The organism is Streptomyces sp. NBC_00239 (assembly GCF_036194065.1).
Taxonomy (GTDB): Bacteria; Actinomycetota; Actinomycetes; order Streptomycetales; family Streptomycetaceae; genus Streptomyces.
Genome location: NZ_CP108095.1, coordinates 5,388,486 through 5,403,444, shown reverse-complemented (window position 1 = coordinate 5,403,444; position 14,959 = coordinate 5,388,486). Strand labels below are relative to the sequence as shown.

Below are 14,959 nucleotides of genomic sequence, written 5' to 3'. Positions count from 1 at the left end.
GAGAACCTAAGGATTCGTGCATGAGCTCCACCACGACCCTTCAGAAGGCAGGCGGCGGTTCCGGTGACCCCGGTTCCACCCAGCCCTCCGACGGTCTGAAGGCCGGTCTCAAGAACCGCCACCTGTCCATGATCGCCATCGGCGGCGTCATCGGCGCCGGCCTCTTCGTCGGCTCCGGCGGCGGCATCGCCAAGGCCGGCCCCGCCATCCTGGTCTCCTACGCGCTGGTCGGCGCGATGGTGGTCTTCGTGATGCGGATGCTCGGCGAGATGGCGGCCGCCAGCCCGAACTCGGGCTCCTTCTCCGCGTACGCCGACCGGGCGCTGGGCCGCTGGGCCGGCTTCTCCATCGGCTGGCTGTACTGGTTCTTCTGGGTCGTAGTGCTGGCCGTGGAGGCCACCGCGGGTGCCGCGATCCTCGAAAGCTGGATCCCGGCCGTGCCGCAGTGGGCCTGGGCGCTCATCGTGATGGCGGTGCTGACCCTCACCAACCTGGGTTCGGTCGCCTCCTACGGCGAGTTCGAGTTCTGGTTCGCGGGCATCAAGGTCGTCGCCATCGGCGCGTTCGTGATCGTCGGCATGCTGGCCGTCTTCGGCCTGCTGCCCGGCTCGGACAACCCGGGTGCCGGCTTCGCGCACCTGACCGACACCGGCGGCTTCATGCCGAACGGCTGGGGCTCCATCCTCACCGGTGTGCTGATGGTCGTCTTCTCCTTCATGGGCAGCGAGATCGTCACGCTGGCGGCCGGCGAGTCCGAGGACCCGCGCCGCGCGGTCACCAAGGCCACCAACTCGGTGATCTGGCGGATCGGCGTCTTCTACCTGGGCTCGATCTTCATCGTCCTGACGCTGCTGCCGTGGAACGACAAGTCGATCACCGAGAAGGGCTCGTACGTCGCCGCCCTCGACTCGATCGGCATCGCGCACGCCGGCACGATCATGGAGGTCATCGTCCTGACCGCCGTGCTGTCCTGCCTGAACTCGGGCCTGTACACCGCCTCCCGGATGGCGTTCTCGCTCGGTGAGCGCGGCGACGCCCCGAAGGCGTTCGCCAAGGTGAGCAAGCGGGGCGTGCCGGTCGCCGCCATCCTGGGCTCCGTGGTCTTCGGCTTCGTCGCCGTGTACTTCAACTACGCGTTCAAGGACACGGTCTTCAACTTCCTGCTGAACTCCTCGGGTGCGATCGCGCTCTTCGTGTGGCTGGTCATCTGCCTGACCCAGCTGCGGATGCGCGGGATCCTCATGCGTGAGGCCCCGGAGAAGGTCACCGTGAAGATGTGGCTCTTCCCGTACCTGACCTGGGCAACCGCCGCGATGATCGTCTTCGTCCTGGGCTACATGTTCTTCGACGACGCGAACCGCGAGGTCGTGCTGCTCTCGGTGCTGGTCGCCGCGGTCGTCGTGGCCGTCGGCGTGGTGCTGGACTTCCGCCGCAAGCGGGCGCTCACGCCCTGATCCGGGCGCACACCCCCGCCGCATGCACGCAGAACGCCCCCGGACAGCGTGGTCCGGGGGCGTTTCGCGTACGTGGGGCCGGGCGCGGGACGTGCGGCCGCGCGGGCGGGTCTCAGCCGCGGCGGCCGAGGAGCTTCCAGGTGGCGGGCAGCAGGCCCATGGCGAGGGCCGCCTTGAGGGCGTCGCCGATCAGGAAGGGCACCATGCCGGCGGCGAGTGCGGCGGAGAAGGACATGCCGGTGGCGAGCGCCAGGTAAGGGACGCCGACGGCGTAGACGATCAGCGAGCCGACCGCCATCGCGCCCGCGGTGCGCAGCACGGAGCGGTCCGCGCCGCGCCGGGCCAGGGCGCCGACGACGGTCGAGGCGAGCAGCATGCCGAGGACGTAGCCGAAGGTGGCGCCGCCGGCGCCCGCGGCGCCGCCCGCGAACCACGGCACGCCGGCCATGCCCACCAGCGTGTACAGGGCCAGGGACAGGAAGCCCCGGCGGGCGCCGAGCGCGGTGCCGACGAGCAGCGCGGCGAACGTCTGGCCGGTGACGGGCACGATCAGGCCGGGTACGTGGACGGAGACCTGGGCGGCCGCGCCCATCAGGGCGGCGCCGCCGAGCACCAGCGCTGCGTCGCGGGTGCGGCTCGCGGGCAGCAGGTCGGCGAGGACGGCGCCGGGCCGGAAGGACAGGGGTGCTGCGGTGCTCATGACGGCTCCGGTGCGTGAGGGGCTCGGGTGGCTCGACGGCTCGGGTGAACCGCGTGAGCCGGGTGACGGGTGTGTCGCGGGGAGGGACACCGCGACGTTAGTCCCGGCCCGCGGCGCCGATCACCGTCGTCGGAACACAAAGCCTGCACACCCGCATTGGTGGGGAATTCACAAAGCCCGGCCGACACGCCGGAGGGGAGGTGACACACATCACGAGCCAGGTTGCATAAGAGTTCCGTTTTGCGTCCAGGACCACCATCCGGGGAGACTGTAGGGTCCCGCCAATCCGGCGCGGAGCCCCCACAGCCGCCTCACTTCTGAGAGTACGAGCGCCTTCATGCACGACCCGCTGCCCGCAGAGCCGCTGTCCCACGGGCTCAAACAGCGCCACCTGACCATGCTCGGCCTGGGCGGTGTGATCGGCGCCGGCCTGTTCGTCGGCTCCGGCGCCGGCATCTCCGTGGCCGGCCCCGGCATCATCGTGTCGTATCTGCTCGCCGGCACCCTGGCGATGCTGGTGATGCGGATGCTCGGCGAGATGTCCGCCGCGATGCCCGCCTCCGGTTCGTTCTCCGTGCACGCGGAGCGCGCGCTCGGCCGCTGGGCCGGGTTCTCGGTGGGCTGGCTGTACTGGTTCCTGCTCGTGGTGGTGCTCGCGGTCGAGGCGACCGGCGCGGCGAAGATCGCGAACGGCTGGCTGCCCGGAGTCCCGCAGTGGACCTGGGTGCTGATCTTCATGGTGGTCTTCACCGTCAGCAACCTGGCGGCGGTGCGCAACTTCGGCGAGTTCGAGTTCTGGTTCGCCGCCCTGAAGGTCGGCGCCATCGTGCTGTTCCTGGTGCTCGGCGGCCTGGCCATCGCCGGGCTGCTGCCCGACACCGACCCGATCGGCCTCGCGAACCTCACCGGTCAGGGCGGCTTCCTGCCCCACGGCTGGTCGGGGGTGATCTCCGGGGTGCTCGCCGTGGTGTTCGCCTTCGGTGGCCTGGAGGTCGTCACCATCGCCGCCGCCGAGTCCGACGACCCGGCGCGCGCGGTGGCCCGCGCGGTGCGCAGCGCGGTGTGGCGCATCCTCTTCTTCTACGTCGGCTCGATGCTGGTGATCGTCACGCTGTTGCCGTGGAACACCGCGAAGCCGGACGAGAGCCCGTACGTGGCGGTCCTCGACTCGATCGGGGTCGGTTCGGCCGGGCAGATCATGAACGTCGTGGTGTTCGTGGCGCTGCTGTCGGCGCTCAACGCCAACCTGTACGGGTCCTCGCGCATGGTGTTCTCGCTGGCCGAGCGCGGCGAGGCGCCGCAGGCGCTGCTGAAGGTGTCGGGGGGCGGGGTGCCGCGCCGGGCGGTGTTCGCCTCGGTCGCGTTCGGGTTCGTCTCGGTGGTGCTGAACCTGCTGTGGCCGGAGACGGTCTTCCTCTACATGCTCAACGCGGTGGGCGCGGTCCTGCTGTTCGTGTGGGCGCTGATCGCCGTCTCGCAGCTGATGCTGCGCCGCCGGATCGAGCGGGAGACCCCGGAACGCCTGGTGCTGCGCATGTGGGCCTTCCCGTACCTGACCTGGGCCGCACTGGCGGCGATGGCGGTGGTGCTGGTGCTGATGCTGTTCGACGACTCGGCGCGGCCGCAGCTGCTGTGGTCGGGCGGGGCGACGGCGGCGGTGCTGGCGGTGGCCTTCGTACGGGAGTACCGTGACCGCCGCGGCCGTGACCGTGGCCGTGGCCGTGGCGGCAGCGACGGCGGTCGCGGGGACGGCGGCAGCCCGGAGCGTGCCGAGCGCAGCGCCGTCTGAGCCGGACGTCCGTCCCCGAGCCCCCCGTGTCCCGGCACGGGGGGCTCGCGCGTGTCCGGGCGCCGGCCGGGCCGCGGCCGGCTCAGGTCCGCAGGTAGGAGGCTCCGTTGGCGTCGAGCACGGTGCCGGAGGTCCAGGCGGCCGCGGGCGAGGCGAGGAAGCGGACGGCGGCGGCGATCTCCTCGGGGGTGCCGACCCGGCCGAAGGGGCTCTGGGCGCGGATCGCCTCGCCCTCCGCGCCGGTGAGGCGGTCGGCGACCCGCGCGGTCGAGACGAATCCGGGTGCCACGGAGGCCACCGCGATGCCGTGCGGGGCTAGGGAGACGGCCAGGGACTGGCCGAGCGCGTGCACGGCCGCCTTGCTCGCGCCGTAGGCCGGGTGGTCGGGTTCGCCGCGGAAGGCGCCGCGCGAGCCGATGTTGACGATGCGGCCCGGCCGGCCGGCGTCGACCATTCGGCGGGCGACGCAGTACGAGAGGTTCGCGGTGCCGAACAGGTTGACCGCGAAGGTCTGCTGCCAGGCGTCCCGCCAGTCGGCGTAGGAGGTGTCGGGCAGCGGGTGCGCGACCATCACGGCGGCGTTGTTCACGAGGACGTCGACGGCGCCGAGCGCCTCCTCGGCCCGCGCGGCCAGCGTCTCGGCGGCCGCCGGGTCGGCGAGGTCGCCGGTGAGCAGGACGTGCCCGGTGCCGGGCAGTCCGGCGAGGGTCTGTTCGGCGTCCGCGTGCCGGGCGGTGCTGTGCACGGCGACCCGGTCGCCCTGGGCGGCGAAGGCGGTGGCGACGGCCCGTCCGATGCCCCGGGAGGCTCCGGTGACCAGTACGCCCCGACCCGTCTCGGCCAGTTCCCGCACGCTGTCCGCCATCCCGCTCCCCCTGCCGCCGTGCCGTCCCGGTCCGTGTCCCGGCCGGGTCCGGTCGTGCGCGAGCGTACGGGGGTGATCACGTCCCGTCATCCCCGCGTCCGGATACCGGACGGAAACCGTCCGATGCGCGGACGAAGATCAGACTGGGGCATCTCGACCCCGTCCCACCGCAACCGGACAGGCAATCCCCCATGCCCCAGACCACCCTCACGCCCCCCGAACGGGAACAGGCGGCCGCCGCGCCCGGATCTCCGGCCGGACCCCCGCTCTCGAACGGCCTCAAGCAGCGCCACCTCTCGATGATCGCCCTCGGCGGCGTCATCGGCGCCGGACTCTTCGTCGGCTCCGGCGCCGGCATCGCGGCGGCCGGGCCCTCGATCGTGCTGGCGTACGCCGCGTCCGGGCTGCTCGTGATGTTCGTGATGCGGATGCTCGGCGAGATGTCCGCGGCCAATCCGGCCTCCGGCTCCTTCTCGGTGCACGCCGAGCGGGCCATCGGCCCGTGGGCCGGCTTCACCGCCGGCTGGATGTTCTGGACCCTGCTCTGCGTGGGCGTGGCGATCGAGGCGATCGGCGCGGCGAACATCGTGTCGGGCTGGCTGCCGGGCACCCCGCCGTGGCTGTGGGTGCTGGTCTTCATGGCCGTGTTCTGCGGCAGCAACCTGGCCGCGGTCTCGCACTTCGGCGAGTTCGAGTTCTGGTTCGCGACCCTGAAGATCGGCGCGATCGGGCTGTTCCTGACCCTGGGCACGCTCGCGGTCCTCGGCGTGCTGCCGGGCACCGATTCCCCGGGCGCCGCCAACCTGCTGCACGACGGCGGCTTCCTGCCCAACGGCGTGCAGGGCCTGCTGGTCGGCCTGCTCGCCTCGGTCGTCGCGTACGGCGGCCTGGAGACGGTGACCATCGCGGCCGCCGAGTCCGAGGACCCGGTGCGCGGCGTCGCCCGGGCCGTGCGCACCACCATGTGGCGGATCGCCGTCGTCTACGTGGGCTCCATGCTGGTGATCGTCACCCTGATCCCGTGGAACTCCGAGGGCGCCGCGAAGGCCCCCTACGCCGCCGCGCTCGACCACCTGGGCATCCCGGGGGCCGGGCAGATCATGAACGTGGTCATCCTGATCGCGCTGCTGTCGGCGATGAACGCCAACATCTACGGCTCCTCGCGGATGGCGTACTCGCTGGTCTCCCGCGGGCAGGGCCCCAAGGCACTCGGCAAGGTCGCCGGCCGGGTGCCGCGGCGCGCGGTGCTCGCCTCCTCCGGCTTCGGTTTCGTCACCGTGCTGCTGTCGTACTGGTACCCGGACACCCTGTTCGCCTGGCTGCTGAACATGGTCGGCGGGGTCATCCTCGTGGTCTGGGGCTTCATCGCCGTCTCGCAGTTCGTGCTGCGCCGCCGCCTGGCGCGGGAGGACCCGGCGAAGCTGGTCGTGAAGATGTGGGGCTTCCCCTACCTGACGTGGGTGGCGCTCGCCGGAGTGGCCGGGGTGCTGGGCCTGATGGCGTGGGACCCCGACACCCGGGTCCAGGTGATCTTCACCGGCGGCCTGACCGTCGCGCTCGCCGCCACCGGGTACGCCGTGCAGCGCAAGGCCGCCGCCCGGACCTGACGCCCCGCCGGACACGCCTGTGGGCCCTGTGCGAAAGCACGGGGCCCACAGGCGTTTTGGAGAGGTAACCCTTAGCTGCCTGCAGGAATAGATGCTGCTAGCGTGCAGTTGCGCATTTGTTGCAATAGCAGTGAGCACGCTGAGGGGACCGACTGACGCATGGCCATCTACACGCTTCCCGAGCTTCCGTACGACTACGCGGCGCTCGAGCCGGTGATCAACCCGCAGATCATCGAGCTGCACCACGACAAGCACCACGCGGCGTACGTCGCCGGCGCCAACACCACGCTGGAGCAGCTGGAGGAGGCGCGCGAGAAGGAGAACTGGGGCGCGCTGAACGGCCTGGAGAAGAACCTGGCCTTCCACCTCTCCGGGCACATCCTGCACAGCATCTACTGGCACAACATGGCCAGCCCGACGACCGGCGAGGGCGGCGGCGAGCCGACCGCCGCGGACGGCCTCGGCGACCTCGCGGACGCGATCACCGAGTCCTTCGGCTCCTTCGCGAAGTTCAAGAAGCAGCTGACCTTCGCCTCGTCGGCCACCCAGGGCTCCGGCTGGGGCGTCCTCGCGTACGAGCCGCTCAGCGGCCGCCTGATCGTCGAGCAGGTCTACGACCACCAGGGCAACGTGGGCCAGGCCTCCGTGCCGGTGCTCGTGTTCGACGCCTGGGAGCACGCCTTCTACCTGCAGTACAAGAACCAGAAGGTCGACTTCATCGAGGCCATGTGGAAGGTCGTCAACTGGCAGGACGTGGCCCGGCGCTACGCCGACGCCAAGGCGAACACCCCGCTGCTGGTCCCCGTCAAGAACGGCTGACCGGCACCCGAGCCGTCCGCCTCGTGATCGTCTTCTCAACCTTCACCTGCGGACGTGTGTAAACGGAAGGCCCCCGCGAGGACGTGACTCGCGGGGGCCTTCCGCCGTTCGGCGCGACCGGATCCCTACTCGAACGACGGGCCGGCCGTGCGGCTGCGCTTGATCTCGTAGAAGCCGGGGGTGGAGGCGACCAGCAGGGTGCCGTCCCACAGCCGGGCCGCGGCCTCGCCCTTGGGGGTGGGGGTGACCACCGGACCGAAGAAGGCGACGTCGTCGCCGTCCGCGCCGGGCACCGAGATGACCGGCGTGCCGACGTCCTGGCCGACGCGGTTGATGCCCTCGTTGTGCGAGTCGCGCAGCACCAGGTCGTACTCGTCGGAGTCGGCGTACGCGAGCAGGTCGGCCGGCAGGCCCACCTCGTCGAGGGCGGCGGCGATGACCTCGCGGGTCGGCCCCTGGCCCTCGTTGTGGATGCGGGTGCCGAGGGCGGTGTAGAGCTTGCCCGTGACCTCCGAACCGTGTTTCTGCTGGGCGGCTATGACCACTCGGACCGGCGCCCAGCCCTTGGCGCCGAGCAGGTCGCGGTAGACCTCGGGCAGCTCGTCCAGCTTGTTCTCGTTGAGCACGGCCAGGCTCATGACGTGCCAGCGCACCTCGACGTCGCGGACCTTCTCGACCTCCAGCATCCAGCGGGAGGTCATCCAGGCCCAGGGGCAGAGCGGGTCGAACCAGAAGTCGACGGGAGTCTTCTCGCGCACCTGGGTGTCGGACATGTCTCTCCTCTGCTCGTTCGTTCCCATACGCCGTACATGGGCGTCCTCCTCGCCAACCGGCCTCGGGCCGCGCGCATTCCCCATGGGAGGATTTGATCGTTGAAGGCGAACTTGCACGAAGGAGTGCTGCCCGTGCCTGGTGAGAATCTGTCCCGCGACGAAGCCCGTGAGCGGGCCGAGCTGCTTTCCGTCGACGCGTACGAGGTCTCGCTCGACCTCCGTTCGGCGGTGGACGAGTCGGAACCGGCGGACGGGCCGCGTACCTTCCGCTCGGTGACCACGATCCGCTTCCGCGCCGCCGCCCCGGGCGCGGCGAGCTTCGCGGACCTGATCGCCCCCTCGGTGAACTCCGTCACCCTCAACGGGCGCGCGCTGGACCCGGCCGAGGTGTTCGACGGCGCCCGCATCGCGCTCGCGGACCTGGCGTCCGAGAACGTCCTCGTCGTCGACGCGAACTGCGCCTACAGCCGCACCGGCGAGGGCATGCACCGCTTCGTCGACCCGGAGGACGGCGAGGTCTACCTCTACACGCAGTACGAGCCGGCCGACGCCCGCCGGGTCTACGCGAACTTCGAGCAGCCGGACCTCAAGGCCCCGTACCGCTTCGAGGTGGCCGTGCCCGAGGGCTGGCAGGTCTGGAGCAACGGCGTCGAGGAGTCCCGCGAGGGCGACACCCGCCGGTTCGCCGAGACCGCGCCGATCTCGACGTACATCACCTGCGTGGTCGCCGGTCCGTACCACTACGTGACGGACACCTACACCCGCGGGGACCTGACGATCCCGCTGGGCGCGATGTGCCGCAAGGGGCTCGCCAAGCACTTCGACGCGGACGACATCTTCCTCGTCACCAAGCAGGGCTTCGACTTCTTCCACGAGAACTTCGACTACCCGTACCCCTTCGGGAAGTACGACCAGGCCTTCGTCCCCGAGTACAACCTCGGCGCGATGGAGAACCCGGGCATGGTCACCTTCCGCGAGGAGTACATCTTCCGCGGGAAGGTCACCCGGGCGTCCTACGAGCGCCGCTGCAACACGATCCTGCACGAGATGGCGCACATGTGGTTCGGCGACCTGGTCACCATGAAGTGGTGGGACGACCTGTGGCTGAAGGAGTCCTTCGCGGACTTCATGGGCTCCTTCTCACAGGTCGAGGCCACCCGCTTCGACCAGGCCTGGGTCACCTTCGCCAACAACCGCAAGGCGTGGGCCTACCGGGCCGACCAGCTGCCGTCCACCCACCCGATCACGGCCGACATCCGTGACCTGGAGGACGCCAAGCTCAACTTCGACGGCATCACCTACGCCAAGGGCGCGGCCGTCCTCAAGCAGCTCGTCGCGTACGTGGGCCGGGACGCCTTCCTGGAGGGCGCGCGCCGCTACTTCAAGGCGAACGCGTACGGCAACACCACCCTGGACGACCTGCTGAGCGTGCTCGCCGAGGTCTCCGGCCGGGACATGGGCGAGTGGTCCGCGGCCTGGCTCCAGACGGCCGGTGTCAACGCGCTGACCCCGGCGCTCACGTACGACGGCGGCGGGCGGATCGCCCAGCTGGCGGTGTTGCAGGACGGCGACCGGCTGCGCCCGCACCGGGTGGCGGTCGGCCTGTACCGGCTCGCCGACGGCGCGCTCGTGCGGTACGCGCGGGCCGAGGTCGACGTGGCCGGCGCGCGCACCGAGGTCGCCGAACTGGCCGGGGCCGAGCGTCCCGACCTGGTCCTCGTCAACGACGACGACCTCACCTACTGCAAGATCCGCTTCGACGAGGGCTCGCTGGCCACGCTGCGCGGGCACCTGGGCGAGCTGACGGACCCGCTCGCCCGGGCGCTGTGCTGGTCGGCGCTGTGGAACATGACCCGGGACGGCCTGCTGCCCGCGCGCGACTTCGTCTCTCTGCTGCTGGTCTTCGCCGGCCTCGAGACGGACGTCGGCGTGCTCCAGATGCTGCACTCCCAGGCCGCCACCGCGGTCACGCACTACGCCGCCCCCGAGTGGCGCGAGGAGGGGGCGCGCGAGCTGGCGGCGGGCGCGCTGCGCGAGCTGCGGCTCGCCGAGCCCGCCTCGGAGCACCAGCTCACCTGGGCCCGCTTCCTCGCGGCGAGCTCGACGGACGAGGCCGACTTCCAGCTGCTCCAGGGCCTGCTCGACGGCACCGCCCGGATCGACGGTCTGGACGTGGACCAGGAGCTGCGCTGGGACCTGCTGGCCCCGCTCGCGGCGCACGGGCACGCGGACGAGGCGCGGATCGCGGCCGAACTGGCCCGCGACGACACCGCCTCGGGCAAGCGGCACTCGGTGCGCTGCCTGGCCGCCCGGCCCTCGGCCGCGGTGAAGGCGCAGGCGTGGGCGACCGTGGTGGAGTCCGACGCGCTGTCGAACGCGCTGGTGGAGGCCACCATCGCCGGGTACGCGCAGCCCTCCCAGCGGGAGCTGCTCGCGCCGTACGCCCCGAAGTACTTCGAGGCGATCGAGCGGGTGTGGGCGCAGCGGTCCATCCAGATCGGCATGGACGTGGTGCGCGGCCTGTACCCGTCGCTCCAGGACGACCAGGCGACGCTGGACGCGACGGACGCGTGGCTGACGGCCCACGAGGACGCGGCGCCGGCGCTGCGCCGCCTGGTGCTGGAGTCCCGCGACGACCTGGCGCGCGCGCTGCGGGCGCAGGCGTGTGACGCGGCGGCGGCGGGCTGACGCAGCGCGTCGACCGGTTGAGCAGGCGGGGGCGGGGCCGTTCGGCTCCGCCCCCGCCTTGTTCCGGGGCGGGGGTCAGCAGACCCTGACGGAGTCGATCCGGTCGTTGGCGTAGCCGTTGCCGCCGATCACCTTGTCGTACTGGAGGTTCCGGCGGTACCCGGTGGCCCCCTCGTTGAGGATCTCGACGCCGCCGTCGTAGAAGCGCGAGGTCACGCTGCCGGTCTGGTTGTTGCTGTACGAGGAGACGCGGTCGGCCCAGTACGAGCCGGAGGGGGTCCGGTAGCCCCAGAGGTTCTCGGTCCGGCAGTTCGTGAAGTCGATCGACGCGCCGCTCATGTTGGCGTGTTCCCACAGGCACAGGTAGCCGGCCCGGCAGCCGAAACCGTCCCAGGGCCACGAGGCGTAGGCGGAGCGGTTGTCACGCACGGTGGCGACTACGCCGGGTGCGAGCCGCACCGTGTTCCGACCCGTCTGCTTGGCGCCCTTGTTGTACTTCAGGAGGCCCTGGACCTGCTGCTCGACCGTCATCTGCGCCGTCGGCGCGGCCGGAGCCGACGACTGGGCGCCGGCGGGAACCGCGACGCTCAGCAGTGCGGCCACGGCCGCCGATCCGACCAGTACGGTCTTCACACTACGCATGGTGTTCCTCCCCTGTTCCGGCCCCACTGTGGTGCCGGCTACGAGAGAAACACTGGCCCTGACCTCACGTTTCGGGTACCTATGACGTCATAGGGCGGCCCCGGACCGCTGCGCAGTGTCGGCAGTCGAACGTCCGTACTTTAGTGCGGGGTTGTCCGGATTTGTCGACGGGCATGTAACAGCGGTTAGCGGGGGTGCCCGGTGCGGGAATCTCGGCTTCATGAACCACAACTCCCCCACCTTCCACGGTGTTTCCGCTCCCCGCCCGCTCCAGCACCTCACCGGAGCGCGCCCGCGCATCCTCGGCGTCGGACAGCTGCGCCAGCACGGCATCACGCCCTCCGACACGGCCGAGCGCTGCCGGCCCGGCGGCCCCTGGCAGCAGGTGCTGCCAGGCGTGTTCCTGCTCCACCCGGGCCCGCCCACCAGCGAGGAGCGGCTGCACGGGGCGCTGCTGTACGCCGGCCGGCGCGGCGGCGAGGCGATGATCACCGGGCTGGCGGCGCTGGCCCTGTACCGCTTCAGCTCCGCTCCCCCACTGCTCGCCCTCGACCGGATCGACGTCCTGGTGCCCGGCACCCGGCGGCTGCGCTCGACGGGCTGGGTGCACCTGGTGCGCACCCACTCCATGCCGACGTCCCAGGAGGTCACGGGGCTGCCGGTGGCGCCGGTGGCGCGGGCGCTGGCCGACGCGGTGGCCGAGCTAGACGACGCGGGCACCGTACGGCGGCTGCTGAGCGAGGCGGTACGCGGGGGGCACTGCGAACCGGCCGCGGTGGTACGCGAGTTGACGCAGGCGCGGCTGCTGAACCGGCCGCACGTGGTGGACGCCGTCGACTCGCTGCTCGCCGAGGGCCGCGCGATCGCCGAGGACCGGCTGATCCGGCTCGTCCGGGACGCCGGCCTGCCGGACCCGCTGTGGAACGTGGACCTGCGGCTGCCGGGCGGTCCGCCCCTGGGCGGGGTGGACGCGTACTGGCCGGACCAGGCGGTCGCGGTGGAGCTGGACACCCGGGCCCCGCGGCAGGGCGAGGACGAGCAGTGGAGCGAGTACGCGCGCAAGCGCGAGCACCTGGAGCGGCTGGGGCTGACCGTCGTGTACATCACCCCGCGCAAGCTGCGCGACCACGCCGAGCAGCAGGCCGCGGTCATCCGGACCGCGCTGACCGCGTCCGGCGACCGCGACCCGGCCGCCTATCTCGTCGTCCTCCCGAGGTGACCGGGGGCGGGCGGATTGGCCGGGGAGTACTCGGGGGTGCTCCACAACAGCCGGCCGGGGTGGGCGCTCTCGACCGCCTCCTCGACGGTGAAGCGGACGGTGCGGGCGCCGTCGGGGCCGAACTCGGTGCGGGCGCGGCCGGTGAGCTGGAGGGTCCGGCCGGTCTCCCACTCGGGGAAGAGCAGTCCGGCGCGGGGGTCGGCTTCCAGGTTGCCGAGGGTCAGGAACATGGCGTTGCCGGCGTAGTCCGGCCAGGCGAGCTCGGTCGGGGAGAGCACCTCGACGAAGCCGGGGTTGCCGCCGCGGTGGCTGGCGTCCACCCCGTCGGGGGCGGTGGTGGCGATGAAGAACGTGTCGGCGGCGCGGACGGTCCGCCGCTGACCGGGGGTGAGGGCCGGGCCGCGCCGCACGACGCCGGCGCCGGCCTCCTCGACGGCCAGCGGCTGCCGTTTCTGAAGGTACTTCGGGCAGTTGGAGAAGACCTGCCGGGCGGTGACGGCGAAACCGCGCGCAGTGGGCTGCGCGGTGCCGTTGAGCCGCATCCGGCGGCGGGTGCGCGGGTCCAGGGCGATGGTGCCGACCTCGGTCCCGGGCGCGGCGAGCGCGCCGGCGAGCGGATCGCCCGCCGGTGCGCCGCCGGTGACGGCGATCCGGTCCGGGCCGACGGCCCGTGCGAAACCGGGCGGCCCGGTCAGCAGGGAGGCCCACATCCGGCCCCCGGGACCGGGCGCGTCGGCGGCCCCGACGACGAGCAGCGGCTGCATCCCGAGGAACGCGGCGGCGACCTCGCGGATGCCCGGGCCGATCGAGCGTCCGACGTGGTCGGCGAGGTCACGGACCCCGACCCGGTCCTGCACGGTGCGGGAGCCCCGGTGGTAGGGCTGCTGCCCGGCGGCCGTCGCTCCTGCCGCCCCTGCTGCCTCTGCTGCCTCTGCTGCCTCTGCTGCTGCCATGGCCGTCTCCTCGACTGAGGGTTTAGAAGAAACCGCAGGTGGGGGCGCCGACGGTGGGGGCGGGTGCGCCTTCGGCGCCGGCCGGGGCGGAGATCTCCAGGCGGGTTCCGTCCGGGTCGTGGAAGAAGATCCCGCCGGAGGCCGCGCCCTCGGCGTGGGCGACCACTCCCTCGTAGGCGAAGACCACGTCCAGGGCACGCAGCCGGGCCTCGTGCGCCCGGACCTCCTCGATCGAGCCCGCCGTCAGGGCCAGGTGGTGCAGGCCCGCGGCGGCGGGGGCGAAGGCGCCGTCGGCCTGCTCCCAGAGGGTCAGGACGAGTACCCCGCCCCGGCCGAGGAACGCGTACCGGCGGTCCGCCTCCTTGCCCTCCCCGAGCAGGTCGAAGCCGAGCGCGTCGCGGTAGAAGGCGAGCGAGCGGGCGAGGTCGGTGACGTTCAGGCCCACGTGGCCGGTGCTCAGGGTGCCGACAGCCGTCATGGCTGGTCCTCTCTTCGGTTCTTCGCTTCTGGTTCTTCGGTTCGGGCTCTTCGGCGGTCCGGACACGCCCCCGGATGCCTAACCTTTCAATTTGACTTTAAGGGTTAGAGGGGGAGGCGTCAACCGGTCACGTACTCTTGAGTGGTTAGCCGATGGAGGAGACAGGCATGACCGGCGCCGCACAGGACCCCCGCCCGCTCATCGGGGAGCCGCTCTCCCTGGACCTGCTGAACACCCGCTGGATGCACGACGGGGAGCCGCAGGACCTGTTCGCGGGCGCCGCGGGACTGACCCGGCTGGAGGGCCTCGCCCGCTGGCTGGAGAGCGCCGGCCTGGCCGCCCGCTTCCGCGCCGACGCCCCGACCCTCGTCCACCTGCTGACCGCCCGCGAGGCGCTCGCCCGCGCCGTCGCCGACCCGGCCGACGCCGGGGGCCGGGCGCTCGTCGACGCGGTGCTCGGGCACGGCCGGCTGCGGCCGACCCTGACCGCCGAAGGTCCGGGCGAGACCCCCGAGTTCGAGGACCGCACCTGGGGCCCGGGCTGGCTCGCGGCACACGACTACCTCGGGCTGCTGCGCACCGCACCCGACCGCATCCGCGCATGCGCCCACGACGCCTGTGTCCTGCACTTCTACGACACCTCGCGCAACGGCACCCGGCGCTGGTGCTCGATGGCGGCCTGCGGAAACCGGGCGAAGGCCTCCCGCCACTACGCCCGCTCCCGCGACGACCAGTGAGCGGCAGGCGGGCCGGCACGCGCGTCGGCAGACGGGCCGGCGAGCGCGTCGGCAGGTGAGTCGACAAGTCGACTAACGACCCCTCTGCATCCCCTTCGGCTCGTACCGGTGTGTCCCGGTACGAGCCCGCTGACGCATCCGGCGCGCTGGCGGGTGTCCGCCATGACGGACACCCGTCTCTGACAGGCCTCCCCAAAAGGCGGTCACGTGCGCAAGGCTGACCGGTCATCCGGCA

13 protein-coding genes are annotated in these 14,959 nt (G+C 71.9%); 7 read left to right on the top strand and 6 right to left on the bottom strand.

Annotated features, from left to right (window positions below):
* Positions 1-20 precede the first annotated feature (20 nt).
* Positions 21-1,454: an amino acid permease gene (locus tag OG764_RS23780; protein ID WP_328970451.1), complete on the top strand. Its 1,434-nt coding sequence runs from the start codon at positions 21-23 to the stop codon at positions 1,452-1,454.
* Positions 1,455-1,566: 112 nt separating this feature from the next.
* On the opposite strand, the gene OG764_RS23775 is transcribed toward OG764_RS23780, so the two are convergent.
* A complete protein-coding gene (locus OG764_RS23775; RefSeq protein WP_328970450.1) occupies positions 1,567-2,154 on the bottom strand; it encodes a biotin transporter BioY in 588 nt (195 codons plus the stop codon).
* Between the two features lie 337 nt (positions 2,155-2,491).
* Between OG764_RS23775 and OG764_RS23770 the strand changes: the two genes are divergently transcribed.
* Positions 2,492-3,943 (top strand): amino acid permease, encoded by a 1,452-nt coding sequence (locus tag OG764_RS23770; protein WP_328970449.1) that lies wholly within the window; start codon positions 2,492-2,494, stop codon positions 3,941-3,943.
* A gap of 82 nt (positions 3,944-4,025) precedes the next feature.
* Here OG764_RS23770 and OG764_RS23765 read toward each other — a convergent pair whose 3' ends face one another.
* Positions 4,026-4,808, bottom strand: coding sequence for an SDR family NAD(P)-dependent oxidoreductase (locus tag OG764_RS23765; protein ID WP_328970448.1), 783 nt, complete (start codon positions 4,806-4,808; stop codon positions 4,026-4,028).
* A 191-nt stretch (positions 4,809-4,999) separates the two neighbouring features.
* On the opposite strand from OG764_RS23765, the gene OG764_RS23760 reads away from it, so the two are divergent.
* Both OG764_RS23760 and OG764_RS23755 read left to right on the top strand, forming a co-directional pair.
* The gene (locus OG764_RS23760) at positions 5,000-6,415 is read left to right on the top strand and encodes an amino acid permease (protein ID WP_328970447.1); all 1,416 of its coding nucleotides are present in this window, start codon (positions 5,000-5,002) and stop codon (positions 6,413-6,415) included.
* A 159-nt stretch (positions 6,416-6,574) separates the two neighbouring features.
* Complete coding sequence (locus OG764_RS23755; protein ID WP_328970446.1) at positions 6,575-7,234, top strand: superoxide dismutase; 660 nt, start codon at positions 6,575-6,577, stop codon at positions 7,232-7,234.
* A gap of 125 nt (positions 7,235-7,359) precedes the next feature.
* Here OG764_RS23755 and OG764_RS23750 read toward each other — a convergent pair whose 3' ends face one another.
* Positions 7,360-8,007 (bottom strand): mycothiol-dependent nitroreductase Rv2466c family protein, encoded by a 648-nt coding sequence (locus tag OG764_RS23750; RefSeq protein WP_328970445.1) that lies wholly within the window; start codon positions 8,005-8,007, stop codon positions 7,360-7,362.
* 132 nt (positions 8,008-8,139) lie between these two features.
* Between OG764_RS23750 and pepN the strand changes: the two genes are divergently transcribed.
* Complete coding sequence (gene pepN, locus OG764_RS23745) at positions 8,140-10,695, top strand: aminopeptidase N (protein WP_328970444.1); 2,556 nt, start codon at positions 8,140-8,142, stop codon at positions 10,693-10,695.
* A 75-nt stretch (positions 10,696-10,770) separates the two neighbouring features.
* On the opposite strand, the gene OG764_RS23740 is transcribed toward pepN, so the two are convergent.
* On the bottom strand, positions 10,771-11,337 hold the full coding sequence (locus tag OG764_RS23740) for a peptidase inhibitor family I36 protein (RefSeq protein ID WP_328970443.1): 567 nt from the start codon (positions 11,335-11,337) through the stop codon (positions 10,771-10,773).
* Positions 11,338-11,557: 220 nt separating this feature from the next.
* Here OG764_RS23740 and OG764_RS23735 point away from each other — a divergent pair, with 220 nt between their 5' ends.
* A complete protein-coding gene (locus OG764_RS23735) occupies positions 11,558-12,556 on the top strand; it encodes a hypothetical protein (protein ID WP_328970442.1) in 999 nt (332 codons plus the stop codon).
* Here the strand turns inward: OG764_RS23735 and OG764_RS23730 are convergent.
* Together OG764_RS23730 and OG764_RS23725 are read right to left on the bottom strand one after the other, a co-directional pair.
* Positions 12,532-13,509, bottom strand: coding sequence for a pyridoxamine 5'-phosphate oxidase family protein (locus OG764_RS23730; RefSeq protein ID WP_328970441.1), 978 nt, complete (start codon positions 13,507-13,509; stop codon positions 12,532-12,534). The two genes, OG764_RS23735 and OG764_RS23730, sit on opposite strands and share 25 nt — an antisense overlap.
* A 22-nt stretch (positions 13,510-13,531) precedes the next feature.
* Positions 13,532-13,987, bottom strand: a complete 456-nt coding sequence (locus tag OG764_RS23725) for a VOC family protein (RefSeq protein ID WP_328970440.1) — start codon at positions 13,985-13,987, stop codon at positions 13,532-13,534.
* Between the two features lie 167 nt (positions 13,988-14,154).
* Here OG764_RS23725 and OG764_RS23720 point away from each other — a divergent pair, with 167 nt between their 5' ends.
* Positions 14,155-14,724, top strand: coding sequence for a CGNR zinc finger domain-containing protein (locus tag OG764_RS23720; RefSeq protein WP_328970439.1), 570 nt, complete (start codon positions 14,155-14,157; stop codon positions 14,722-14,724).
* Positions 14,725-14,959: the final 235 nt, after the last annotated feature.